Origin of the sequence: Chryseobacterium luteum (genome assembly GCF_000737785.1) — a bacterium.
Classification (GTDB): Bacteria; Bacteroidota; Bacteroidia; order Flavobacteriales; family Weeksellaceae; genus Chryseobacterium; species Chryseobacterium luteum.
The window spans coordinates 202,143-227,815 of sequence record NZ_JPRO01000014.1; the positions used below are offsets into that span (position 1 = coordinate 202,143).

General features: G+C 38.5%; 22 protein-coding genes. 13 read left to right on the forward strand and 9 right to left on the reverse strand.

Annotated features, from left to right (window positions below):
* Window positions 1-33 precede the first annotated feature (33 nt).
* From IX38_RS15025 to pnuC, 5 genes are all read right to left on the reverse strand, one after another.
* Window positions 34-2,556 (reverse strand): TonB-dependent receptor, encoded by a 2,523-nt coding sequence (locus tag IX38_RS15025; protein ID WP_034706334.1) that lies wholly within the window; start codon window positions 2,554-2,556, stop codon window positions 34-36.
* Between the two features lie 168 nt (window positions 2,557-2,724).
* Window positions 2,725-3,750: an endolytic transglycosylase MltG gene (gene mltG, locus IX38_RS15030; RefSeq protein ID WP_034706336.1), complete on the reverse strand. Its 1,026-nt coding sequence runs from the start codon at window positions 3,748-3,750 to the stop codon at window positions 2,725-2,727.
* Window positions 3,751-3,780: 30 nt separating this feature from the next.
* Window positions 3,781-4,548: a diaminopimelate epimerase gene (gene dapF / locus IX38_RS15035; RefSeq protein ID WP_034706337.1), complete on the reverse strand. Its 768-nt coding sequence runs from the start codon at window positions 4,546-4,548 to the stop codon at window positions 3,781-3,783.
* Between the two features lie 90 nt (window positions 4,549-4,638).
* Entirely contained in the window at window positions 4,639-5,334 is a 696-nt protein-coding gene (locus tag IX38_RS15040) for a hypothetical protein (RefSeq protein ID WP_034706338.1), read from the reverse strand.
* Window positions 5,331-6,008, reverse strand: a complete 678-nt coding sequence (gene pnuC, locus IX38_RS15045; RefSeq protein WP_034706339.1) for a nicotinamide riboside transporter PnuC — start codon at window positions 6,006-6,008, stop codon at window positions 5,331-5,333. The genes IX38_RS15040 and pnuC overlap by 4 nt, the downstream gene beginning before the upstream one ends.
* Window positions 6,009-6,174: 166 nt before the next feature.
* On the opposite strand from pnuC, the gene IX38_RS15050 reads away from it, so the two are divergent.
* The 3 genes from IX38_RS15050 to hemN all read left to right on the forward strand — a co-directional run bounded on the left by IX38_RS15050 (window position 6,175) and on the right by hemN (window position 10,335).
* A complete protein-coding gene (locus IX38_RS15050) occupies window positions 6,175-7,719 on the forward strand; it encodes an APC family permease (protein WP_051884785.1) in 1,545 nt (514 codons plus the stop codon).
* Between the two features lie 54 nt (window positions 7,720-7,773).
* Entirely contained in the window at window positions 7,774-8,799 is a 1,026-nt protein-coding gene (locus IX38_RS15055) for a beta propeller repeat protein (protein ID WP_034706341.1), read from the forward strand.
* 177 nt (window positions 8,800-8,976) lie between these two features.
* Complete coding sequence (gene hemN / locus IX38_RS15060; protein WP_034706342.1) at window positions 8,977-10,335, forward strand: oxygen-independent coproporphyrinogen III oxidase; 1,359 nt, start codon at window positions 8,977-8,979, stop codon at window positions 10,333-10,335.
* A gap of 85 nt (window positions 10,336-10,420) precedes the next feature.
* Here hemN and IX38_RS15065 read toward each other — a convergent pair whose 3' ends face one another.
* The gene (locus IX38_RS15065; RefSeq protein WP_034706343.1) at window positions 10,421-11,785 is read right to left on the reverse strand and encodes a PQQ-dependent sugar dehydrogenase; all 1,365 of its coding nucleotides are present in this window, start codon (window positions 11,783-11,785) and stop codon (window positions 10,421-10,423) included.
* Between the two features lie 218 nt (window positions 11,786-12,003).
* Here IX38_RS15065 and IX38_RS15070 point away from each other — a divergent pair, with 218 nt between their 5' ends.
* The 5 genes from IX38_RS15070 (at window position 12,004) to IX38_RS15090 (ending at window position 18,856) form a co-directional block, all read left to right on the forward strand.
* A complete protein-coding gene (locus tag IX38_RS15070; protein WP_034706345.1) occupies window positions 12,004-14,913 on the forward strand; it encodes a protein translocase subunit SecDF in 2,910 nt (969 codons plus the stop codon).
* A 292-nt stretch (window positions 14,914-15,205) separates the two neighbouring features.
* On the forward strand, window positions 15,206-16,441 hold the full coding sequence (locus tag IX38_RS15075) for a TCR/Tet family MFS transporter (protein ID WP_034706347.1): 1,236 nt from the start codon (window positions 15,206-15,208) through the stop codon (window positions 16,439-16,441).
* A 47-nt stretch (window positions 16,442-16,488) separates the two neighbouring features.
* Window positions 16,489-17,388, forward strand: a complete 900-nt coding sequence (locus IX38_RS15080) for a helix-turn-helix domain-containing protein (RefSeq protein WP_034706349.1) — start codon at window positions 16,489-16,491, stop codon at window positions 17,386-17,388.
* Between the two features lie 75 nt (window positions 17,389-17,463).
* A complete protein-coding gene (locus tag IX38_RS15085; RefSeq protein WP_228377972.1) occupies window positions 17,464-18,120 on the forward strand; it encodes a hypothetical protein in 657 nt (218 codons plus the stop codon).
* Window positions 18,121-18,388: 268 nt separating this feature from the next.
* The gene (locus IX38_RS15090) at window positions 18,389-18,856 is read left to right on the forward strand and encodes a DoxX family protein (RefSeq protein ID WP_034706351.1); all 468 of its coding nucleotides are present in this window, start codon (window positions 18,389-18,391) and stop codon (window positions 18,854-18,856) included.
* A gap of 66 nt (window positions 18,857-18,922) precedes the next feature.
* On the opposite strand, the gene IX38_RS15095 is transcribed toward IX38_RS15090, so the two are convergent.
* Window positions 18,923-19,867 carry a hypothetical protein gene (locus IX38_RS15095; protein ID WP_034706353.1) on the reverse strand — a complete coding sequence of 315 codons (945 nt, stop codon included), beginning with the start codon at window positions 19,865-19,867 and terminating at the stop codon, window positions 18,923-18,925.
* Between the two features lie 466 nt (window positions 19,868-20,333).
* Between IX38_RS15095 and IX38_RS15100 the strand changes: the two genes are divergently transcribed.
* The 4 genes from IX38_RS15100 to IX38_RS15115 all read left to right on the forward strand — a co-directional run bounded on the left by IX38_RS15100 (window position 20,334) and on the right by IX38_RS15115 (window position 22,634).
* Window positions 20,334-20,669 (forward strand): Sec-independent protein translocase subunit TatA/TatB, encoded by a 336-nt coding sequence (locus IX38_RS15100; protein WP_034706355.1) that lies wholly within the window; start codon window positions 20,334-20,336, stop codon window positions 20,667-20,669.
* A gap of 3 nt (window positions 20,670-20,672) precedes the next feature.
* A complete protein-coding gene (locus tag IX38_RS15105; protein WP_034706357.1) occupies window positions 20,673-21,239 on the forward strand; it encodes a phosphatase PAP2 family protein in 567 nt (188 codons plus the stop codon).
* Window positions 21,236-22,051 carry a tetratricopeptide repeat protein gene (locus IX38_RS15110; RefSeq protein WP_034706359.1) on the forward strand — a complete coding sequence of 272 codons (816 nt, stop codon included), beginning with the start codon at window positions 21,236-21,238 and terminating at the stop codon, window positions 22,049-22,051. The genes IX38_RS15105 and IX38_RS15110 overlap by 4 nt, the downstream gene beginning before the upstream one ends.
* A 127-nt stretch (window positions 22,052-22,178) precedes the next feature.
* The gene (locus IX38_RS15115) at window positions 22,179-22,634 is read left to right on the forward strand and encodes a tRNA (cytidine(34)-2'-O)-methyltransferase (RefSeq protein WP_034706360.1); all 456 of its coding nucleotides are present in this window, start codon (window positions 22,179-22,181) and stop codon (window positions 22,632-22,634) included.
* Between the two features lie 28 nt (window positions 22,635-22,662).
* Here the strand turns inward: IX38_RS15115 and IX38_RS15120 are convergent, their stop codons facing one another.
* Window positions 22,663-23,136, reverse strand: coding sequence for a 23S rRNA (pseudouridine(1915)-N(3))-methyltransferase RlmH (locus IX38_RS15120; RefSeq protein ID WP_034706361.1), 474 nt, complete (start codon window positions 23,134-23,136; stop codon window positions 22,663-22,665).
* Window positions 23,137-23,483: 347 nt separating this feature from the next.
* On the opposite strand from IX38_RS15120, the gene IX38_RS15125 reads away from it, so the two are divergent.
* Window positions 23,484-24,497, forward strand: a complete 1,014-nt coding sequence (locus IX38_RS15125; protein WP_034706363.1) for a YihY/virulence factor BrkB family protein — start codon at window positions 23,484-23,486, stop codon at window positions 24,495-24,497.
* On the opposite strand, the gene nhaA is transcribed toward IX38_RS15125, so the two are convergent.
* Window positions 24,494-25,672, reverse strand: coding sequence for a Na+/H+ antiporter NhaA (gene nhaA, locus IX38_RS15130; RefSeq protein ID WP_034706365.1), 1,179 nt, complete (start codon window positions 25,670-25,672; stop codon window positions 24,494-24,496). The genes IX38_RS15125 and nhaA overlap by 4 nt on opposite strands.
* Between the last annotated feature and the right edge of the window lies 1 nt (window position 25,673).

Below are 25,673 nucleotides of genomic sequence, written 5' to 3' on the forward strand. Positions count from 1 at the left end.
CCCGAAAAATATTTTTCGGGATTTTTTTGTGTATTACATTGGAGCCTGCTGATCGTCGCCACTTTCGTTGGCATTGATGTCTTTTTTCCTTTTAGGCTGCTCTACTTTTTCACCTTGTTTGAATCGGTAAGTGAGAGATAAAGCAAACTGTCTCGGCTGCCATTGCATATAGCTGTCTCTGGTATAATTAGGTCCATATGCCGTAGATTGCATAGATCTGGTATTGAAAATATCCTGGATATTGAAACTTAATGTACCATTACCTTTCCATATTGTTTTAGATGCTCCTAAATTTACAGCATACATATCTTTTCTGTCTATACTTTGTGTTTTCTGTCCCCCTCTGTAGAATCCTTGTAGCTGGAAACTAAGAGTTTTGTCAATTTTGAAAGTAGAGCTAAGTCTGGCTCTGGTAGAGAATCCTTTTCCTTCAAATGATGTAGGCTTGTCCATAATCGCAGGATCAAAATATACTCCGGTTGTCTTATATCCGAATAAATCTACATTTCCTAAGAATTTAAGCCATTTTGTAGCATCCCAGTTAAAGTTAAGATCCATTCCGTAACGGTCATCTGTTCCTAAGTTGATAGGTTTAGTATGAAAGACGGTCATTGCATCTTCAGTATCGGTGGCAGGTATCGTTTCATCATACACCAGCATTTTTACATCATCAGTTGAGTGTCTGTAATAAATAGTAGGGTTGATGGTAAAATTCTTTTTAGAAATGCTGTATCCTATCTCATAAGAGTCTACATAAGAAGGGTTCAGATCAATATTTCCGTCAAAAATATTCTGGCTATCACTGTAATTTGGATTTGGAATCAGAAAGAAAGAACGAGGACGATCAATTCTTCTTGAGTAATTCAGTAAAAATTGATTGTCTTTTGCTATTTCATAACTTAAAAATACACTTGGGAAAAGATTGTTGTAGTTTTTAGATTTAATTACTGCATCTCCTGCCTTGTTTACGTAGTTGATATCAACTTTAGATACTTCGTCTCTAAGTCCTAACTGATATCCTAATTTTCCTATTTTGCTTCTGAACTGAGCATAGAATGCATTGAACATTTCTTTGTAGTTGGCGTCATAGGTATAGTCAGGAAGAAAATTAGGTGTCAGGTCAGACGATTTACGTCGCATGACGATATTACTATAGTCATTGTTGTTTGCATCCAATCTGTAACCGGCTTCTACCTTAGAATTTTCACCAATCGGAAGTTCATAATCAGCTTTGGCTATCACCGATTTATTGACTGTATGCTGATTAATAAGATCCCGAAGTTTAAATTCACCATCGGTTGCATCACTGATGTCACTATCATTATTGGAACGGTTTCTCTGTACGCTCAATGAAAGAGCAAGATTTTGTCCCTTGTCATCAAATTTATGGTCCAGCCCAAAGTCTCCCTGAAATGCAAGATTATTTCCGCTTCCAATACTTGACCTCTGTCTGAAAACATCTGCACCTACGAATGGATAATCAAAATAATTGATATTTCCTGTATTGTCACTGTCAAAAGTTCTAACCGTTCCGGAGGCATTTACCGAAGTCTTATCGGAAATATCAAAAGTCAGTCCGCCAGAAGCATTATAATTGTCACTTTTATTTTTGCTGATAGATTCATTATGTTGCTCTTTGTTAATACCACTATTAAAGAAAGCGTCGGTTCTGCTGGTACTTTTAGACTCTCTGTACCCGCCTCCACCGTTTAAGAACCATGTGAACTTACCTTTTCTCCAGCTCAGGTTGGTGTTAAGAGCAGTTTGGGGAAGATATCCTAAAGTTCCTGTAACACTTCCATTGAAGCCTGTTTTCTTATTCTTTTTTAAAATAATATTCAAAATACCGGCAGTACCACTGGCTTCAAATTTAGAAGAAGGATTGGTGATCACTTCAATTCTGTCGATCTGGTCTGCAGGAATACTTTGAAGCGCATTCGCTCCGTCATCTATTCCAAGCAGGGCAGAAGGTTTTCCGTTGATCAGGAATTTCACGTTGGAACTTCCTCTCATAGACACAGTACCGTCAGTATCCACGGAAACAGAAGGAACATTGGAAAGAACATCCTGAAGATTTCCACCCTTGCTTACAATATCCTGTGAAGGGTCGTAAGTTTTCTTGTCAAGCTCAACTTTATAAGGTTTTGTAGCCGCTGCAGTGATTACCACACCCTGTATTTCCTGGGTTTTTCCATCCATCGTAGTTGTGGCTTCCGGTTGTATAGATAAAGCACCAATGTTTCCAGGTCCTGCAATACTTTTATTGACTATGCTTTTTTTGTAGTCAATTGCTTCTACTGTAATGTCGTAATTTCCAGGGGCAAGTTCCAGTTTGTACTGTCCTTTTTCATCGGTCAGTACAGCATCGCTTAATGATTTGTTCGCTTTATTGCTGAACGTTACAGAAGCATAAGGAACCGGCTGGTTGTTTTTGTTGACAATCATTCCCATAACACCTGCCTTCTCCTGGGCAAATGCCATCGCAGCTGCCGAAAGTACAAAAGTAAGCGCCAGCGTTTTTTTTGTGAAAATGTTGACAATTTCCGTCTGATTCATAAGGTATTTTTTGTGTAAAATCGTAAAGATATAAGTCTTAATATTGTGAAATCATTAATTGGGCGGGATTTCAAATATTACGATTTATGTATTATTTATAGATGTATAAGTCGTATATAGTTCTTAAAAGTTAATTATCGTATTGTTAAATAAAAGTTAAATTGTTTTTTATTTGATATTTTTTGAATTCAGCCAGTCCTGATAAGCTTTTGCATTGATGGCATGCTCCTCCGCACTTGCTGTAAACTTATGATACCCAAACCTTTTAGGATCGGCGCACATAAATATGTAATTATTGTTTTCTGCATTCAAAACTGCATCCACAGAGTTTTTATCTACAACACAGATAGGTCCCGGAGGAATTCCTGCGTTGGCGTACGTATTGTAGGGCGATGGTGTAGACAAATGTTTATATAGCACTCTTTTGATAGGTTCCCTGAAGTTGGTCTGCTTGTTAATCGCATAGATCACCGTAGGATCAGACTGAAGCTTCATTCCTTTTCTGTAGCGGTTCAGGTAGAGGCCTGCAATCGTTTTCATTTCATCCTTTTTCCCTCCTGATTCTTTGTAAACAATAGATGCCAGCGCATACACCTGATCTCTGGTCAGACCGGATTGCTGCTCCTTGTTCTTTCTTTCGCTTGTCCAGAATTCATTGTACTGTTCATCAAACTTTTTGAAAAATTCTTTCGGGCTTACTGTCCAGAAAAAATTATAAGTATCGATGAAAAAATATTTTTTTAGATCTTCTGCATTTTTATACCCTTTTTCTGCGGCTACCTGATCCAGATCATTCACAAAATGTAAAGAATCAAGCTCTGTCTTTTTGGTTACTTTACCGATCATCTGGTAAACATCGCCGAAATCTCCTATTCTGAAGCTGTTTTCCGACTGGTTTCCGGCCTTGATCATATTCACAAGATTAGAGTTGCCTGCCCCTGACTGAAAATGATATCGCCCCGGCTTAAAAAATTTATCAAGATCTTTATCTCTGGCAACGGCTTCAAAAGATTCCTTATCTTTTACATATGGACTTACGGAATCAAGAATCTGTCTGAAATCCGCTTTATGGGGAATCAGGACATACCCGTCTTTCTGTACGTTGTTTCCATAGTATTTATTATAAAATCTCAAACCAAAAAATCCTGCCGCTCCAACTATAATGAGAGCGATAATAAGAACAGTTTTTTTCATTATTAAAAAAGTTGATTAAAAGTTTAGTTTTTAAATAAGATCTATTTTACCTCTAAAAACTTGCTTTGCAGGACCTTCAAGCCAAATATTTTGAAAAGAATTTCCCTTTTTTTCAGCATGAACCTTAAGATTGCCTCCTAAAGTTTTAACTTTTACGGAGATTAGATTATTTTTTTGCAGAAAAGTTAAAGCAGAAGCCGTAACTCCTGTTCCGCAGCTGTAAGTTTCGTCCTCAACGCCTCGTTCATAGGTTCTTACGAAAATTTCATCATCAGTAATTTTTTCAACAAAATTCACATTGATGCCTTTTTCCTTATAGTTTTCCGAGTTTCTTATTCCGTGTCCTTCCGCAAAAACATTGTAATTCACCAGATCTTCCACGTATTTTACATAATGGGGCGACCCTGTATTCATCACGGTATCTTCCCCGTCGCCGGAGATCGTATCCACATCAATCATCTTTAATTTAATGATACCGTTATGGATTTCTGCTTCATGCTTACCGTCTGTAGCAATAAATTGACATCTATCCTCGAAAATATCCAGGAAAAAAGCAAAAGCAACCAGACATCTTCCGCCGTTTCCGCACATCGTACTTTCGCCTCCGTCAGAATTATAGTATACCATTTTGAAATCATAAGCATCGTCATTTTCCAGAAGGATAAGTCCGTCTGCACCGATTCCGAAACGTCTGTCACACAATTTTTCAATAAGATCTTTCTCTTTAGGGAACTGCAGATCACGGTTGTCAATCATCACAAAATCATTTCCAGTCCCTTGATATTTATAAAATTCCATATTCTTAGTCTAAAATTAACGGGCAAAATTAATATATTTAAAATGAAAAACGAACAGTGTTAGCTGTCCGTTTTCTTATTTATAATCGTTTTATCTAAATCCGCCTCCGCCTGACTGCTGTCTCGTAGAACCGCTGCTTTGCGGAGTATTGCTCTGGGTGCTTGTGCTTCCCCTGAACCCGCCGCCGGATGACTCCGTTGGTCTGGTATTATTTTGATTTTGATTATACTGTTGTGTATTTCTGAAACCACCGCTGCTTTGGTTATTCTGGCTTCCCTGATTGTTCTGGGAATTTCCACCTGAATTCCTGAAGCCTCCCGTATTCTGGCTGCCCTGCGGTCTCTGGTTATTATTCGAATTGCTGTTATTCGAATTTCGGAATCCAGTATTATTACTGCTGTTTCTTGTACCGGTTCTGTTATTATTGAAACCGCCATTATAATTTCCTCCGCTGTTGGTACGTGTATTCTGGAATCCGTTAGCCTGTCTCTGTGAAGTTACCGTAGTTTTTCTTTCCACATATACCTTTCTTCGGCTGTCCCCTGAATTATAGTAATAATAAGGAATACCGTTATCATAGTAATAATTGACATCGTTTCTGTAATAATAGCCGTCATTTCCATAATAACCGCCGTTTCCGTAATATCCGGATGGGGCATAGTAATATCCGTTATCATAATATGGATCTCCGTAGCCATTATTTGCATAACCGTCGCTATATGCCAAACACGATGTCAGACTGCTGATAGCTAAAATACTGAATGCTATTTTAAATAAATTTTTCATGACTTTATTGTACTTTTTTCTTTTAAACTTTTTTTCCAGTTAAGGTATCCTGAGATAGCCATTATAGTAAATACCAAATATTGAACCGAAGTGATGCCAAGTTCCTTAAAAATCATCATGGGGATACAAATAAAATCTCCGATGATCCAGAAAATCCAGTTCTCAATGCGCTGTTTAGCCATAAACCACATACCGACTAAAAATATGGAAGTGGTAATCACATCGAGCCAATTGGCCCAATCAAGATGATACAATCCTAAGCTGGCTCCCTCTATGGAAAACTTATTGTCTATATAAGGTTTGTAATAATAAATAAGGGTAACCAGTGCCAGACTTAATATAAAAAGAACCCCGGCAAACATTCTTTCTTTATTTGTCGCCCAGCTTACCTCTACATGAACGTGATCTTTAGAATTTTTAGACCACAGGATCCAGCCGTAAACACTCATTGCCGTATAATAAACATTGATCATACAGTCGCCCAGCAGACCGAAGTTAAACAGGATATAAACATAGATCAGAGTAGAGATGATGCCGGCAGGGTATACCCAGATATTCTTTTTAATTGAAAAATAGACGCTCAAAATTCCGAAAAATGCACCGGTAGCTTCCAGGAGAATTTGTATACCGCTGTAGTTTTCATACGGCTTTACAAAAAGATCATATAAATTCATGCGATCAAAAATAAGCAAAAATTAACACTTCCGGAAATAAACTAAATAATGTGTAAATCAGTTTTTTAAATAGGTTTATTTAAAATAAATCACGAAAGTTTATTAATAAACGTTAAGGTTTGTAAAATTTTTATATTTTCGTAAATCTTTAATTAAATAAAAAAACATGTCTAAAATTTGGGTTAAGAAGCCAATGAGCGCTTACGAAGCTGATATCAAAAAGAGTCAGCTGAAACGCGTTCTGGGAAAATGGAGCCTTACTGCTATCGGAATCGGAGCAATCATTGGAGGAGGAATTTTTGTACTTACAGGAACAGGTGCTTATTATAATGCAGGGCCGGCACTGGCGCTTTCATTTGTAATTGCAGGAATTGCCTGCGTATTTGCAGCACTTTGCTATGCAGAATTTGCTTCCATACTTCCCGTAGAAGGTTCAGCTTATGCTTATGCATATGGTACGGTAGGAGAAATTTTCGCCTGGATCATAGGCTGGGGACTGATACTGGAATACGCTATGGGATCTATGACCGTCGCCGTGTCCTGGTCGGGATATTTTGCAAAACTTCTCAAAATGTTCGGACTACACCTTCCTGCTTATCTTACCACAGACCCACAGACCTATATTGCAGCAGGAAATTCCGGGTTTTCCATGAACTTACCCGCATTTTTGATTGTTTTCTTTGTGATTTCCATCCTTGTAAGAGGAACAAAAGGGGCTGCTAAAGCCAATAACTTCATTGTAGTACTTAAAGTTTCTGCTATTATTTTCGTAATCGTTGCAGGCGCTTTTATTATTTTCAATTCTGCGGATCCTTTTAAAAACTGGGCTCCTTTTATTCCTGAACCAACCACTATTACAGAAAATGGAGTCTCACATTCCGCTTACGGTCTGGCAGGTGTGGTTGCGGGAGCATCCGCTATTTTCTTTGCTTATGTAGGTTTCGATGCCGTTTCCACACAGGCGGGAGAAGCTATTAACCCTAAAAAAGACGTACCGTTTGCCATCATCGCTTCGTTGATCATCTGTACACTTTTATATATACTTGTTTCTTTAGTGTTAACGGGAATGATGCATTATACAGACTTTAATCCGCTCGGTAAATATCCGGATGCCATCAAAGCGCCTGTAGCCTATGCATTTGATATTGCCGGGTATGCCTGGGCAGGTTACATTATTACCATTGCCGCCACTATAGGACTGATCTCGGTATTGATGGTAATGATTATGGGACAGTCAAGAATTTTCCTGGGAATGTCTAAAGACGGACTGATTCCTGCCACTTTTTCAAAAGTAAATCCTGAGACAGGAGTACCTACCAAGAACCTTCTTATTTTAGGAGTAGTCATTGCTATTGTAGCTTCCCTTACTCCAATTAATGATCTTGCCCATATGACCAGTTTCGGGACGTTATTTGCGTTTACAATGGTATGTGTGGCCGTTTGGGTATTAAGAGTGAAAGAACCTCACTTACAGAGAAACTTTAAAGTTCCTGCCTTACCTCTTATTGCCTGTTTAGGTATCGCAATCAATATTTATCTGATCTTTAACCTGAGTAAAGAAGCACAGATGTATTCTTTTGCATGGCTGATCATCGGATTTTTTGTTTACTTCCTGTACAGTAAAAAACATTCCAAGCTTCAGAACGGAGGTTATGGAGAAACTTTTAAAGCAGAACAGGAACCTTTAGAAAAACCTGATATAGATTTATAAAAAAATATCAACTTAAAATCCACAGAATTCTGTGGATTTTTTATTTTTGTCTGTATGAAAAAAACTTTTTCCATTTTATTTTTCTGTCTGGGAATACTGATATTTTCACAACAAATAGAAAGCTTTACCACGATCCTGAATGATAAGATAAGCATAAGAGCCATTGAAATATATGATAACAAGGTCTGGTACAGCGGTACAGATTCCAAATTCGGATATGTAAATTTAAAAAATCCGAAACGTCAAAAACAGATAAAGCTTTCTGAAAAAACATTACAGTTTAGAACTTTAGCTCAGGATAAAAAATATTTTTATACGATAAACATTGAAAGTCCGGCTTATTTTTTTCAAATAAATAAAAGGAGTTTAAAGCATAGTATTATTTTTGAGGACACTTTGAAAACTGCTTTTTATGATGCACTTCATTTTGTGGATGATAATAAAGCATTTGCATTAAGCGATCCCGACAAAGATGGTAATGCACGTATTTTACAGTATAATAAGAAAGATAATATTTTTTGGAAAAATCAGACAAACGGTTTGGAATTTAAAAAAGGAGAGGCGGCATTTGCTGCAAGTAATTCTAATATTGCATCATCAGAAAATCATTTTTGGATAGCAACAGGAGGTGTTACTTCAAGAGTTTTTCGAAAAGATTTCGATACCAATATTCTTTGGCAATTCCCGAAGCAACCTTTTATTTCCGGAACATCATCACAGGGAATTTATTCCATCGATTTCTACAAAGATTTATTTGGTATTGCAGTGGGTGGTGATTATACCAAGCAGGATGAAAATATCAATAATATTGCCACTACAAATAACGGTGGAGAAAGCTGGACTATTCGTGCTTCAGGGAAAAATGCAGGTTATATGACCTGTGTAAAAATAAAACCTGGTTCAAAAGGAAAAGAAATTATTGCAGTGGGAGATAGGCATATCAGCTATTCCTCTGATTTCGGAAAAACCTGGAAGAAAATGTCTGATGAAAAAGGATTTTTTGTATGCAGTTGGGTGAATGCAAATACAGTTGTTTTTGCAGGAAAAGACAGGATCTCACTCATGAAATTAAAATTTTAAATCTTAGGTATAGAATTTATCACTATTTGAAGGATTTCAGTAACGATCATATTTAGACTCATTATAAAATACGGCCTAATATATTTCATGGTTTAAAATTCATTCGTAATGGTTAATTTTGCAGGATGAAATTTATTGTATGTTAAATTTCATGACTTGTAATATTTAAATTTTGAAATGAATTCTTTAATAGATAAATATAATATTCCCGGACCGCGCTACACGTCTTATCCTACCGTTCCCTATTGGGACGAAACTACGTTTTCGCCTGAAAAATGGAAGGAGACTGTGATCCGGTCATTTCATGAGAGCAATGCAGAGGAGGGAATTTCTATTTACATTCACCTGCCTTTCTGCGAGGCATTGTGTACGTTCTGTGCCTGTCACAAGCGTATTACAAAACAGCACAGCGTTGAAATTCCTTATCTGGAAAGTGTTTTAAAAGAATGGAAGCTCTATCTTGAGCTTTTTGAGGAAAAACCGAAGCTGAAAGAACTTCACCTCGGAGGGGGTACTCCTACATTTTTTTCTCCGAAAAATTTAAAAACCTTACTGGAAGGGATCTTTGAAACGGTTGAGATAGCAGAGCATCCCGAATTCTCTTTTGAAGGACATCCCAATAATACAACCAGGGAACATCTTCAGACTTTATACAATCTGGGTTTCAGAAGGGTGAGTTTTGGGGTTCAGGATTATGATCCTAAAGTACAGAAGGCGATCAACAGGATTCAGCCTTTTGAAAACGTGAAAAATGTAACGGAATGGGCCAAGGAAATCGGGTACAGAGGAATCAGCCATGATTTGGTCTTCGGACTTCCGCACCAGAGTTGGGAGGCTATGGAATATACCATCAGAAAAACAATGGAACTGAAGCCGGACAGACTGGCTTTCTATTCTTATGCACACGTGCCTTGGGTAAAAGGAGTGGGACAGAGAGGTTTTGATGAAAATGATTTACCAAGCGGTGAAGAAAAGCGCCGTTTATACGAAGACGGGAAAAAGCTGCTTCAGGAATTAGGCTATATTGAAGTGGGAATGGATCACTTCTCTCTGGAACACGATGATCTTTACCAGTCTTTGATCCATAAAAAACTTCACAGAAACTTTATGGGCTATACTTCAAGCAATACCCAGCTGATGGTAGGTCTTGGAATGTCTGCCATTTCAGATTCATGGTACGCCTTTGCCCAGAACGTAAAAACGGTGGAAGAATACCAGAAAATTATTGAAGAAGGTAAAATTCCTGTGGTAAAAGGCCATATTCTGAATGAAGAGGACCTTACTGTGAGAAGACATATTCTGAATCTGATGTGCCAGCTTGAAACTACATTTACAGATAAAAATTCCTTCCCGGAACTGGAAAATGCATTTGAAATGCTGGAAGAAATGGAAAAGGATGAATTGGTGGAAATCTATGACCATCAGATTAAAATCACTGAAAAAGGAAGAGCATTTACGAGAAACGTTGCCATGGTTTTTGATCTCAGAATGATGAGAAACAAGCCGGAAACGAGGATTTTCTCGATGACGATATAAAAAGCAAAAGCGGTTCATTATTTGAACCGCTTTTTTTGATTGGAATTGTTATAATGCCATATAAATCAAGTAGAACTCAACCATATTATTTGATGATAAGTTTCTGGCTGTACGATTTCACATCTCCCGATTTGATGATCAGGTAATAAGCTCCCGGCGGAATTCCTGTAATATCAACACTGCCGTCATTTTCAATTTTTGCTTTCTCCAAAACTATTTTTCCTTCCGTACTGATCAGATCGGCGGTACTGTTCATATCTGTAAGTCCTTCAATGAAAAATTTTTCAGAAGCCGGATTGGGGTGGATGCTGATAGGGCTCATGCTGGAAGTTTCATCTGTTGCCAGGCTTCCTGTTGTGATCTTAAATATCTTTCCGCTGTTCACGGCAGCCACAAACAGTTCTTTCTGGGAATTCTGCCCGAATGTGGAAAAATTATTACCTGAACTTGCCGGGTTCCAGACAATGGAATTATCCGGATTCAAAATTCCGATCTGCTCAGAACAGTAATCTGCGAAGAAATATTTTCCCTGAAGCGCCGGATATTGGCTTCCTCTGTAAACATAGCCGCCGGTGATGGAGCATCTGTCTCCCGAATGATCATAAACAGCTATCGGGAATGTCATCGTGGCCATGGCAGCACATCCGGCTGTATTGTAAGCATTGTTGCCCTCATAACAGCGCCATCCGTAATTAACCCCGGCTTGCGTAACAGGCATTCTGTTGATTTCTTCAATGGCTCCCTGTCCCACATCGGCGATCATTGCATTTCCCGTGGTGGTATCAAACGAGAATTTCCAGGCATTTCTGAGGCCATATGCCCAGATCTCATCGGCTCCGTCAACTCCAATGAAAGGATTTCCCGCCGGAATATTATAAGGGCCGGTAGCATTTACGTCTATTCTTAACATTTTTCCTAAAAGTGAATTCTTGTTCTGGGCATTGTTGTTAGGATCTCCACCGCTTCCGCCGTCTCCTGTAACGATCCAGAGGTTTCCGTCAGGAGCAAAATGAATGCTTCCCCCGTTGTGGTTGTCAAAAGGTTTAGGAATGTTCAAAAGGATTTTTTCAGAAGCAGGATCCGCAATGTCCGGGTTGGCAGAGCTTACGGAATATCTTGCTACAACGATGTTTCCGGCGGTATTGTTGTAATACACAAAGAAATATCCGTTGGTTGAATACTGGGGATGAAATGCAAGGCCAAGAAGGCCTCTTTCTCCTCCGTAAAGAACTTTGGAGCTGATATTGATAAAATCAGAGCTGTTGATCGTTCCGTTGGGCTGGATGATCTTAATGATTCCGTTCTGCTGTACGACGAAGAGACGGGTGTCATTGGCGTTCGTAATTTCAACGGGGCTGGTGAGCCCGGACGCAAATTCTACTAAATTAATGCTTTGAGAATTAGCAATTAAAGAAGAAAAGATGCCTAAAGTAAAAAATAATTTTTTCATAATATTTTGATATTTAGTGTATTGATAAGTGAATGAAAATTTTATACCAATCGGAATTTGAAAATTTCATTACGATAAGAAAGAAAAATTATTAAATCTTAAATAGAAGTTGAAACTCCGATATATCTGAAAATAAACCGTTTCTGCTGTTAAAAAATTCATAAAATAATAATAAAATCATTATATTTGCCGACTTAATTTAATGTAGTTATAACAAAATGCAAGGAAAAGGACTTATTACAATTGTTGCTATTGTACTAGGGTTAATTTGCTTAAATGAGCTATTACCAACTTGGTACGCCAGCAAAATTGAAAAGCAGGCGACTGCTGTTGCAGGAGACAATCCGGAAAAGTATCAGAAAGAAATCACAAGACTTTCTAAGGATACTTTGAACCTGGGATTCACAAAACTTTATTACACTAAAGCCAAAGACAAGGAAATGAAACTTGGTCTTGACTTGAAGGGTGGGATCAACGTCCTTTTGGAAATTAACCAAAGAGACCTGGTGAATGATTTAACCAATTATTCTACCAATCCTGTTCTTATCGAGGCTTTAAACAAGACTGATGAAGTTCAGAAGAATTCTACAAAATCTTATATTGATAATTTCTTCGATCAGTTTGAGGCGATCAACAGAGCAAAAGGGACGAACCTTAAGCTTGCAGATCCTGAACTTTTCGGAAATACGAATTTATCAGAGATTAAGTATAACACTTCTGATGATCAGGTAAAAAGTATTATCAAAAGAAGAATTGATCTTTCTGTAGGAACAGCTTTCGAGGTGATCAGAACCAGAATCGATAAAATGGGTGCGGTGCAGCCAAACGTTCAGAGAGTACCTGGAACGGCAAGAATTTCTGTTGAAATGCCTGGTATGAAAGATATCGACAAGGTGAAGAAAATGCTTCAGACTTCCGCAAAACTTCAGTTCTGGGAAGTACAGCAGGTTCCTGAAATTGCTCCATATTTCCAGACATTAGCTACAATGGTGGCTATAAAAGGAGATTCAATGGGAGTTGCGAAGAATACCAACTTCATGAATCTTTTAAACCTTGACAAATTAAGAGCAAACGGTGTTGCAAGCGTAAAACTTTCCGATACTGCGGCCATCAATAAAATTTTGAGCAGCAAAGTAGGTCAGTCATTACGTCCGGCCAACATTAAATATACTCAGTTCATGTGGGGTTACAAGCCTGAAGCTACGGATGCTGAAAGTTTAGTATTGTATGCAATCAGAGGTAACATTAGCCAAAAAGCTCCGGTAGACGGTGCTGTTGAAACTGCAAGTATTAGCTATGATGAGCTAAGCAGAGTAGTAGTAGACATGCAGATGGATTCTAAAGGTGCTAAAGAATGGAAAACTTTAACTGAGAAAAACGTTGGTAAACCGGTTGCTGTAACATTGGATGGTAGAGTTTATACTGCGCCAAACGTTGTAGGCGCAATTCCTAACGGTAGAACTCAGATCTCTGGTAACTTCTCTCAGGAAGAAGCTAAAGAATTGGTTGACGTTCTAGGAGCTGGTAAATTACCTGCAGGTGCAAAAGTGGTTCAGGCTACTGTTGTAGGACCTTCATTAGGTCAGGAGTCTATTAATGCAGGGGTTATTTCATTTGCTATCGCATTTCTGATTATTATTGTTTATATCATTTTCTATTACGGTGGTGCAGGAGTGTACGCTGTAATTGCAATGATCATCAACTTATTCTATATTTTCGGAATCATGGATTCCGGAGACTTTACATTAACGCTTCCCGGTATCGCAGGTATTGTTCTTACGATGGCCATGGCGGTCGATACGAACGTAATTATCTACGAAAGAACCAAAGAAGAATTGTTTGCGGGTAAGAGCATCCTGGAAGCTTATAAAGACGGTTTCAAACATGCATTAAGCGCGATTGTTGATGGTCACTTAACGACATTATTAACGGCTGGTGTACTTTTCTTATTCGGAACAGGACCTATTAAAGGATTTGCTTTGACTTTAGGAATTGGTATCTTAATGACATTCTTTACTTCCGTATTGCTTTCAAGAGTAATGATCTTCTCAAGACTGAACAAAGGAAAACACCTTTCTGTCTGGACACCTCCAACGAAAAACCTATTCAGAAATACGTGGATTGATTTCATCGGGAAAAGAAAATATGCCTATATCGTTTCTGCTGTTTTAACAGTGGTTTGTATTGCATCTATTGCGATCCACGGATTCAAATACGGAATTGACTTTACAGGTGGTAGAAACTATGTGGTAAGATTTGATAAAGCGGTTAATGCTGAAGATATCGAACATAACTTAGTAAAAGTATTTAAAACTGAAGACGGTAAGAACTCTTCTGTTGAGGCTAAAACATTCGGAAATGACAAGCAGCTAAAGATCTCTACAGATTACCTTATCGAAGATGAATCTTTAAAAGCTGACCAGACTGTAGAACAAAAATTATACGAAGGCTTAAAAGGAAGTTTACCTGCTAATACTACATTGCATGATTTCAAATCTGCAGATAAAGAGCATGCAGGAATCATTTCTTCCGAAAAAGTAGGACCAACGGTAGCAGATGATATCAAAACTCACGGTATTCTTGCCGTAGTGGCTGCTTTGGCAGGTATCTTTATCTATATCCTGTTAAGATTTAGAAAATGGCAATTCTCATTGGGTGCTGTTGCAGCATTGTTCCATGATGCGGTGATTATCCTGGGAGCTTATTCATTGCTTCACAAGTATATGCCGTTCAATATGGAGATCAATCAGGATTTCGTTGCAGCAATCCTTACCGTATTGGGTTATTCAATTAACGATACTGTTATTATTTTCGATAGAATCAGAGAGTATTTAAGAGAGAAGAAGGCTTTAACATTGGCAGGATTATTTGATGACTCTATCTCCAGTACGTTAGGTAGAACATTCAACACTTCATTCACAACGATCCTTGTAATTCTGGCGATCTTCATCTTCGGTGGAGACAACCTGAGAGGATTTATGTTTGCCATGCTGATCGGTATCGGATTCGGTACTTATTCATCCATCTTTATTGCATCGGCTATCGCTTATGATTTCCTTAAGAAAGGAAAAGAAGAAGAGGTGCACGGTAGAACAACAAGTACCAAAGAAGTGCTTGCTTCAAAGTAATATCAACTACAATAAATAAGTAAAGGCCGCTTCGAAAGAAGCGGCCTTTTTTTGTACAGGGTCTAGCAGATAAAGAGTAGATGAATTAAAATTATTAGATCCTCAACAAATCATCGAATCAAATTTCGGAATTTTCTCCCCGACCATTAAAAATTCACCATTACCTTGCGAAGCAAAACTCACAATTGAAAGTAGTAAGCTGTATCATATCCTTTATCCAAATCCTGACTCTTTCTCCAAAACTCACAATTTAGAACCATTATATTTCAGATTTCATTATTTTTGCAACATTATGGAAAACTCAAGGAAAAAAGCGGCCATTGGCTTCATATTTATTACTTTACTGATTGACATTACCGGATGGGGAATCATTATTCCTGTCGTTCCCAAATTAATTGAGGAGCTTATCCATGCCGATATCAGTGAGGCTGCAAAATATGGAGGGTGGCTTGGTTTTGCCTATGCATTTACCCAGTTTATTTTTTCTCCGGTGGTGGGGAATCTGAGTGATAAATACGGGAGGAGGCCTATTATCCTGATCTCCCTCTTTGGATTTGCGGTAGATTATATTTTTCTTGCCCTTGCCCCAACCATCTGGTGGCTTTTCCTGGGACGGGTTATTGCAGGGATCACAGGAGCCAGTGTAACAACGGCCAGTGCCTACATTGCTGATATTTCTACGGATGAAGACAGGGCTAAGAATTTTGGTCTTATTGGGGCTGCATTCGGTCTCGGATTTATTATCGGGCCTGTACTGGGAGGAATTCTGGGGCATTATGGTGCCAGAGTGCCGTTCTATGCGGCAGCAGGTTTATGCCTTTTAAATTTCCTTTACGGGTATTTTGTTCTTCCTGAAAGTTTAGATAAAGATAAAAGAAGAGAATTTGATTTGAAACGTGCCAATCCAATCGGTTCATTTAAGTTTTTAGGCAAGCATCCGGAAATTTCGGGACTGATCTTTGCCCTTATTTTAATTTATATTGCAGGTCATGCCGTACAGAGCAACTGGAGTTTTTTCACCATGTATAAATTTAGCTGGACAGAAAGGATGGTGGGAATTTCATTAGGTGTGGTAGGGCTTTTGGTAGGTTTGGTTCAGGGTGTTCTGATACGCTGGACAACTCCAAAGCTTGGCGAAGAGAAAAGTATTTATTACGGATTGGCTCTGTATGCATTGGGGATGCTGTTATTCGCTTTTGCTACAGAAGGCTGGATGATGTTCGCGTTTTTGGTTCCTTACTGCTTAGGAGGGATCTGCGGACCGGCACTGCAGTCGGTGATTACTAAAAGTGTTCCTTCCAATGAGCAGGGAGAACTTCAGGGAGCATTGACCAGCTTAATGAGTGCCACTTCTATCATAGGACCGCCCTTGATGACCAACCTGTTTTACTTCTTCACGCACGATGAAGCACCGTTTGAATTCTCGGGGGCACCGTTCTTCCTGGCGTTTATTTTAATGGCGATAAGTGTCGTGATGACCTATTATGCTTTTCAGAAAAAAAATAAAAAACTGATCGAAAAATTGTAATCAGAGGGAACTTAAAGATTGAAATTATTGTAAATTAAACAGATCTTATGAGCCGTATTCCTCAATATAAACCTGATGACTTTAACCCGATCCTCAATATAGACTGGGCTGAAAGAAGTGCAGCAAAAAAGGAAGTGAATGATTTCTTTATAGAACCGCTCCAGGCCCTTAAAGATGCAAGAACTCCTTCCCAGCCGCACAGGAAAACGGTTAATGATTTTATATTCATAAGGAAAGGGAGTATAGAAAAAATGGTATGCTCCAGCCTGTATGACGTGCAGGAAGGAATGATCATGCTTCTCCCTCCCCACAAGATCCGGACCTTTATCCATAATACTCCCGATGTAGAAGGATTTTACTGTCATTTTTCCAACGAATTCATTGCGGAAGGCCCCGGGCTGAAATATTTGCAGGATATACTGAACCATGCAGATATCATTTATAATCCGACCCTGTTTCCTGATGATGAACACCGTGAGAGGATCTTTCTTATTCTTCAGCAGATGGAGATTCTTTACTATCAAAATCAAAGTTTAGATCTTGTACGGCTGTATCTTTTTACTTTATTGGGAGAGATCCGCCATTTTATAGAGAAGCTCCCACGTCCTAACCTGTCTGTAAATGAAACATTGGTATTCCGTTTCCGGAAGCTGATCACCGGCCAGATCCAAAATCTTCATTCGGTGAAGGAATATGCCGATCTGCTCAGTGTTTCGCCCAATCATCTGAACAAATCCGTAAAAAATGCTACAGGCAAAACTGCCTCAGAAATTATCAATGAATCCTTATTAATGGAGGCCAGGGCCCTTCTTTCACTGTCCCATCTTTCTGTTTCTGAAATTGCTTTTGCGTTGGGTATAGATGATGTTTCCTATTTTTCCCGCTTTTTCAGAAAGCACAGTGGCATGAGCCCTTCGGATTACAGAAAGAGGATTGATTTGTCCTGATAATAGATGTGTCTGTTCTAACCATATTCTCTTGTATTTCAGAATTTTGCTGGTATAATTGATGAAGATTCAAACATGAAAAAAATACTATTTCTGACAGTTGGTTTAATTCCTATGCTCTTCTGTTCCCAGAGCAATACCCGGATCTCAAATCCACCCGTTATATTTGAAGCTTTGGCCGGAAATAAAGGCTTTGCTTCACAGATGACAGTGAATAAAGCATTTGAAGGAAGTGAAAAACTGGGTTTTTTCAGTGTGGCCAATATCTCTTCAAAATGGTCGGAGGATCATTCCAAAGATGCCATGATACAGGCCAATCTTACCTTCGAGATCATCAAAAATATCCGTTTGGTGGGCGGTTCTCACTATACCCCTACCACAGGCCTTCGACCTACTGCCGGATTTATGTATTCCCTGAATTTTAATGATTTTTTATTGGTGGTCAATCCAAGATTGATAGGCTTTTCCAAAAGCAGTATTGCCGAAGGTTTTATTATGATGGAGTACAAACCTAAGATCAGTGAAACATGGACCGGATATTCCCGCATCCAGGGACTGTATTCTGAAACCACAGAAGATGGAGAACACGCCCGCAGTTATCTGATGCTCAGACTTGGGGTAACTTATAGGTCCATCACTTTTGGGGCAGGAGCCAATTTCGACAGTTACGGACCTTTCAAAGAAAGCAAGCAGAATTATGGACTATTTGCTTCTGCCAGATTATTTAACTAAAAACATAAAGCATCGTTATTTTATACAATAAACCTGTTTAAACTTATATTTTAATATAGTTGGGCAATCGCAAAGAAGCAAATTATATTATAAAATACGTTTTAAGGCGCAAAGATTTTATGTGCGATAAAATTTCTAATTTTTTATTATAGAGCTTTTGCTGAAAATCCTTGATTTTCCTGTGCCTTAAAACATCGATAAAACTTTGCGCTTTTGCGATTTTCCAACAAAAAATTTTAAACAAATTCAATCATTTAATTCTTTTATTATGAAACATTTATTTTTTAAAACGAATGAAACATGGACCGGAACTTTCCTCCGATGGACATTAAGCATCGTTTTTATTCCGCACGGACTACAGAAAACATTTGGGCTGTTCGGTGGAATGGGATTCAGCAAAACAATGGACGTTTTTACACATGATCTGAATCTGCCTTTTATTGCTGCATTTACAGTAATAATGGTGGAGTTTTTGGGATCATTTCTGCTGCTCTTAGGCTTAGGGACGAGATTTTGGGCACTGTCATTTATTGGCTTAATGACAGGAATTATGCTGACGGCTCATGTTGAGAACGGTTTTTTTATGAACTGGTTCGGAACTCAGAAAGGAGAGGGCTGCCAGTTTGATATTCTGGCCATTGGAATTGCTTTAGCTTTACTGTTTGAGGGGGCCGGGAAATTATCAATGGACGGATGGATATTTAACAGAAGAATAAAGAGTGAAATTGGACACTAATAAAATAGGGAAGCCATTAAAGCTTCCCCATCTTTTATTGAAAATATAATAATGTGTTCAGAGTTTTTACGGATAAAGTGATTTTGTTCCGTTGCTTACAACATTGCTTCCCAAACCTGAAAACGATACAGAGAAGTTACTCGAATTAAAGCTTAAAGAACCTGTTGGGGTACATAGTCCAAGTGCATATCTGCATTGTCCGTAGGCTCCTGTTTTCTTGGTCACCTTACTTTCGCTTTTAGCTTTGCCTAAGCTTATATTTCCCCAGTCACTTACGTCGACATTAGAAACCGTAGAACCGGAATAGTAGATGGTGATCTGATAACCGATTTCGCCTCTTTTAGATCCCCAAAGCCACTTGGCCGTCCACCATTCCTTAAACCATTTTGAAGATACTTTAGCCTGGGCATCGCTGGGAGAAGTCTCTGAATTCCCTCTGGCATCCATCATTACAAGTCCCGCAAATACGTTATCCCAGATAATCCCTGACTCATTGTAAAAACATAGAGACGTGAATTGCTCTCCTTTGTAATTCCATGAAATTTCCAGAAGATCAGTACCGGTTTTGATTTGCTCTGAAGCAGACTCTCTAAGTCCTTTTTGAGTTTCTGTCAATTGATCTCCGGAGAATAATACTCCTATTTTTCCCACTTTTACAGTTTCAGGAGCAAGAATATTTCCTTCTGCTGTAAACTGTTCTCTGTCAGAAATTAAATCCTGTACGATATCAATCCCTTTTTGAGTTGAAAGTTTTCCTAAAACGGTAATTCCGGTGATCTGTAAATCGTTCTTTAGATACTGCTCAAGATTTTTCTTCGAATCATTAATCTGGATCTGAACATTTTCCGGAACAGTCTTTAATCCCGGTGTAATTTCCTTTTTCAGGTCAGAAGTTGATACTTTAGAGACAGAAGATTCCTGCATCATTTCACTGTTGTCATCCTGACAGGCAGTAAGCGTTAGTACCGATATCACGGCAAAAAGCTTGAAAGTAGTAACAAGTTTTTTCATAGTTCAATATTTAATGATTTTGTGTATACTAAATATAGTGAAATTAATCATAAATCTCTTTTGTTTGAATTAAATATTTGTGAACTGAAAGTTGAGGGGAGGTTAAGGAGAGGGGAGAATCAAGAGCCAAGAGTCAAGAGTAAAGATGCCAGACGTTAGATATCTGATATCTGATATCTGATATCAGATATCTGATATCAGACATTAGTAGTGGTGGCTTCGAGAGTTTCAGCAACCGGATATTTATGCTTATTAGCTAGGATTATAGATACCAGAATCAGACGATAAATCATTAACTCAACAACAAGTAACTAGCAACACTCCAAACCCATTTACTCTCCCCACTCAAACTCTCAAACCCTAATACTCCCGTACTCTCAAACCCGGGAACGCTCCAAAATCTTAAAATTTGTTTAAAATTTTAGTTTACCGTAAATAAATGTATAAACTTTCGTAATTTTACCCCATGGAATTAAGCATTGGAGAAATGGCACTGATCGCGGTGGCGATTGTTGTATTATTCGGTCCGGATAAACTTCCTCAGATAGCGCGTGACCTTGGAGCAGGCGTTAGAAAGATGCGCGGAGCAGTGGAAGACATTAAAACTGAGATCATGAAGGAAACCGACAACCCGGTTTCTGAGATCAAGCGCGAAATTGAGAAGGTAAAAGATGCAGCAAAAGACTTCAATCCCATGAAGGATATCCAGAAAGATATTGTGACTGAACCTTCCGTTACTAATGAACCTCTTAAACTCAAGCCTGCCGACGACGAAAATTACGAAGGGCCTGTAAGCAGATAATTCATGGAGGAGATCATTCAGGAAGATAAAAAGGTTTTTCTATACCTTAATAACTTGGGCGACACTTCCTTCGACCAGTTTTGGATGCTTATTTCCAGTACATGGATCTGGGTCCCGCTTTATATTATATTCCTTTACTTTTTATACAAGAACTATCAGCTAAAATCCTTAGTTTTTATCCTTATATTCATTGCACTTGGCGCTACAGTCTCCGATCAGCTGGCAAGTGTTTTCAAATATGGTGTGGCCAGGCTGAGGCCCTGCCATGATCCCAGTATAGAACATTATATGAGGATCGTGAAGTGCGGCGGACAGTACGGGTTCTATTCTGCCCATGCTTCCAATACCTTCTTTCTTGCAGCTTATTTAAGTATTTTATTAAAAAAGAAGCTCAATTGGTTTCCATATGCTATATTTGTATGGGCTGTGGTAGTTTCTTACAGCCGGATATATTTAGGAGTGCATTTCCCGATAGATATTTTGGTGGGGGCGTTTGTTGGATCTTTATTGGGAGTGGTATTTGGAGTGCTCGCCAAAAAAGTCATCAACAAACAAACTATAACTTCATGAAAAAATCTTCACTATTGACGGCATTTTTATGCTCATCATTAAGTCTTCTTTACGCACAGGATAAAAATAAAGCCGAAGAATGCTTTAAAAAAGCCGACTACAAGTGTGCAGAAGAACAATACGCCAAACTTGCAGAAAAAGAGCAGATCCAGAAATTTCAGTCTGAATACTACAATAATCTGGGGACGGCCCAAAGACGGCTGGGGAAGCCTGCATTAGCTTTAAAATCCTATGAATCCGCTTTAAAAGCTAATCCTTTATCGGCTCCTGTATATGCCAATCTTGCATCACTGAACAGTCAGAAAGGAAATAAGACAAAAGCCCTTGAATATATCTCCACCGGCCTTAAGATTGATGCCGAAAATCCTGAATTTTACCTTACCCGTTCCAAAATTTACGACAGCCAGGGGAAAAAAGACCTTGCCCTGAATGATCTCAAACAAATCCTGACCTTTGCACCGGATAATATTTTTGCAAAAACAGGATTGGCTAATCTCAAAAAAAATAGCGGCGATCTGGAAGGAGCCTTGAAAGATTACAACCAGCTGATCTCCGAAAAACCGGAATCCCTTCTCTATAACGGAAGAGCAGATGTCTATTTCAAAATGAAAAAGTCTAAGGAAGCTCTTGCAGACGTTAATAAAGCTATTTCAATTGATCCTAAATTTTCTCATTCTTATGTAACCAAAGCATTGGTGCTGTTCGATACCGCAAAGCCTAAAGAAGCCTGTGAAAATCTGGATAAAGCAGTAGGTTTAGGCTATGAAAAAGCTATTCTGGCAGATTATTATGCTAAATGTGCAAAAAAATAAATCTTTTATATTATTAGTTTCGGGGCCGGCATGAAATGCCGGCCCCGAAACTAATTTTTTATCACACAAACACTCTATGATGATAAAGCTTTTCTTAATTTTGACTTTTCAATCAATAAAAAAATAAATGTTAAACATTGTTCTTATAGAACCCGAAATACCCAATAATACAGGCAATATCGGACGGTTATGTGTGGGTACTGAAAGTAAGCTGCACCTGGTTCATCCGTTCGGATTTGTAATCAATGATAAAAATCTGAAAAGATCAGGTTTAGATTACTGGGTACACCTTGACGTTACCGAATATGCAAATGTTGAAGAGTGGATGAAAAATATTCCAGATACTTCCCGCGTTTTTTTAATGAGTTCACATGCTGAAAAATCATATCTGGAAACCGATTTCCAGGATGGTGACTGGCTGGTTTTCGGTAAGGAAAGTGTTGGCCTGAGTAAAGAAGTCTTGGATAGGTTCAAAAATCATCTGACGATTCCCATGTCAAAACTGATACGAAGTTTTAATATTGCCAATTCCGTTGCTTTTGTAGTAGGTGAAGCAAAAAGACAGATCATCCTGAAAGGTTAGCAGAATAAGAGGTTTATTTTCAAAATTTCTAATCATTATGGTACGGCTTTCCCTGTAAGATCTGATCGGCACGGTAAAGCTGCTCCACGATGAATAGACGGATCATCTGATGTGTAAATGTCATTTTTGAGAGTGACATTTTTTCGTTGGCCCTATTGTAAACCTCCTCTGAAAAACCGTAAGCACCTCCAATCAGGATATGAACTTTTTTAACTGACGAATTCATCCATGTATCAATTTTCTGAGCAAATTCACGGCTGGTAAACTGTTTCCCTTTTTCGTCGAGGATAATAACCAGATCAGTTTTGTCAATGTGATTGGAAAACATCTTGGATTCTTCCTTTTTCAGAAGTTCCGGAGAAAGGTTTTTGGCGTTTTTTATATCAGGAATTTCAGTGATTTCAAAGTTCCAGTGCTTGGGAAGACGGGTGAGATAATAACTGATCAGGGATGTGATCTCCTTATCATCTGTTTTACCGATACAAAGTAAGCTGATTCGCATGTATAGAAATTTCAAAAGGCAAAGATATCACTTTTTGTGCTGGAAAATAAGCAGACCAATGAAAGCCGGGCTGAAAAATGTTAAAATAGAAACCCTGTTTCATTTTGTATATTTTTAATGTTTAAGTCATTTTAATGTTAAAATTCATTTATTTATTGTCTTTTTACGTTTATTCATCTATACACAAGAGTTGAACTGTTAGAGAGTTGCTATTTACCCCTCAATGGAGTATTGGGATACAGAAAAGGAAAATGTTTATATTTGTACAGAAACTTATTAAAAGCAGCAGATATTTCTCCATTTAAGGCAGCAGTTGAGTTGTTTATTAAGAAAAATGCACCAAATAGATGAGTATAAAAGTTCCTAAATTTATCCTGAAGATTCAGGAGTTTTTTGAAGGTATCCATATTCCTGTTTTGGGAATATCGCTCTGGCAGATGTTTCAGATCTATATTTCCGGGATTTTCAAAGGGAAAATCGGAAGAAAGGCGGCGGCTATTTCCTGGAGCTTTACCATCAGCCTGTTTCCCTTTCTGCTCTTTCTGCTTTCCGTTTTGCCGTACATGCCGCATTATGACAAGCTTCAGTTTTATATTTTTGAAGTTTTGATGCACAATGTTTTCCCTTCTAATATGGAAGGCGATGTAAGAGGGTATATTGAGACCAATATCATCCCGAATATGAAAGGAATCAGTAACCTGACCATCGTGCTGGCATTGGTTTTTGCTACCAATGGAACCTTTTCGCTGATCAATGGATTCAATGAAAATTCAGATGAAAAGCTCACCGATGTAAAAGAATTCATTCTTTCCTTTTTTATAACAATAGGGTTCATTACTATTGTCTTTCTGGCACTTTTCGGAGTGTATTATGTAGAAGTTGTAATGAAGCTTTTTACGCCGGCGTATGATATTTCCTGGCTTGTAAAAAACCTTTCCAAGATTATAGGATTTGTGTCTTTTCCGGTCTTTTATTTCATTCTTCTTACTCTTTTTTACTGGTTGGGAACGGTAAGGATTGCCCGGTTCAGGCAGGCGGTACCCGGAGCTATTTTAACAACGGTTCTGTTTGTTGTCACTACTTTTATCTTCGCAATTTATGTGAAAGATATTGCCAGATATAACGTTCTTTACGGATCCATCGGAAGTATGATTCTGCTGATGGTTTGGGTCAATGTCAATGTCTATCTTCTTCTGTTCGGAAACGAGCTCAATATGGCCCTCAGGAAACTGAGAATCGAAAAGCTGCTGTCTGATGAAATCAAAAGAGAAGCGGTTCATTATCAGGGAAAGGTTACAGAACCTAATCTGGAAAGCGATGAAGAGCACAAAAGGAAACTGGAAGAAAGAAAAAAAGATTAATTTTCTTCAGCGTTCATATCTTTTTTGGAACTCATACTTAATATGATAAATCCTAAAACTGCCGCCAGGAAAGAAGCAATAAGAATCGCAAATTTAGCTTCATCCTGAATATAAATATCATCCTTAAAAGAAAGCAGTGCAATAAAAATTGACATGGTGAATCCTATTCCCGCCAGTAAACCGACTCCCGCCATTTGTGGCCATGTACTGTTTTGAGGAAGGGAACTGAGCTTTAATTGAATGGCAATAAAAGAAAATAGGTTGATCCCAATCAGTTTCCCCAATACCAGCCCGCAGATAATTCCCAAACCTAATGTACTGGTCACTCCCGCTACCATTTCACTGGTAAAAGCAATGTTGGTATTCGTCAAAGCAAATATCGGCATGATCAGAAAACTTACCGGAAAATGAAGCTTATGCTCCAGTTTTTCTAAGGGTGAAATTTCTACATCAGACACATTCGTGGGAATAGAAAAGGCAAGCAGAACTCCGGCTATCGTGGCATGAATCCCGGAATGATGCAGGAAATACCATAAAAATAATCCCGGAATAATATAAAAAACAAGGCGGGTAACCTTAAAAAAGTTTAAAAGAAACAACAGTGCTGCTGTTCCAAACGAGAGCAGGAGATACGTCCAGTGAATTTGTTCAGTATAGAAAATAGCGATCACCAGGATGGCACCCAGATCATCCACAATAGCCAGTGCCGCCAGGAATATTTTAATCGAGTTGGGGATCTTTTTTCCCAGCATGGAAATAATAGCCAGTGAAAAAGCAATATCCGTAGCCATAGGAATTCCCCAGCCGCTGCCGTATTCCGTTCCGTAATTGAAAATGGTGTAGATCACTGCGGGAACCAGCATTCCGCCAATAGCCGCAAATATGGGAAGTGAGGCATTTTTAAAAGAAGACAGTTCGCCTTCTACCATTTCCCGTTTGATCTCAAGTCCTACCAGCAGGAAAAAAACAGCCATCAGCCCGTCATTGATCCAGATGCTCACAGGATAAGTAAGGTGAAAAACAGAAGTTCCCACTTCCTGGTCTAAAAAACGCTGAAATCCTTCACCTGCGGAAGAATTGGCAAGTAATAATGAAGCCAGCACGCAGAAAATAAGTATAATTCCCGATGCCTGATTGCTGCTGAAAAATTTTTTAAAATATAAAGATAAATTCATT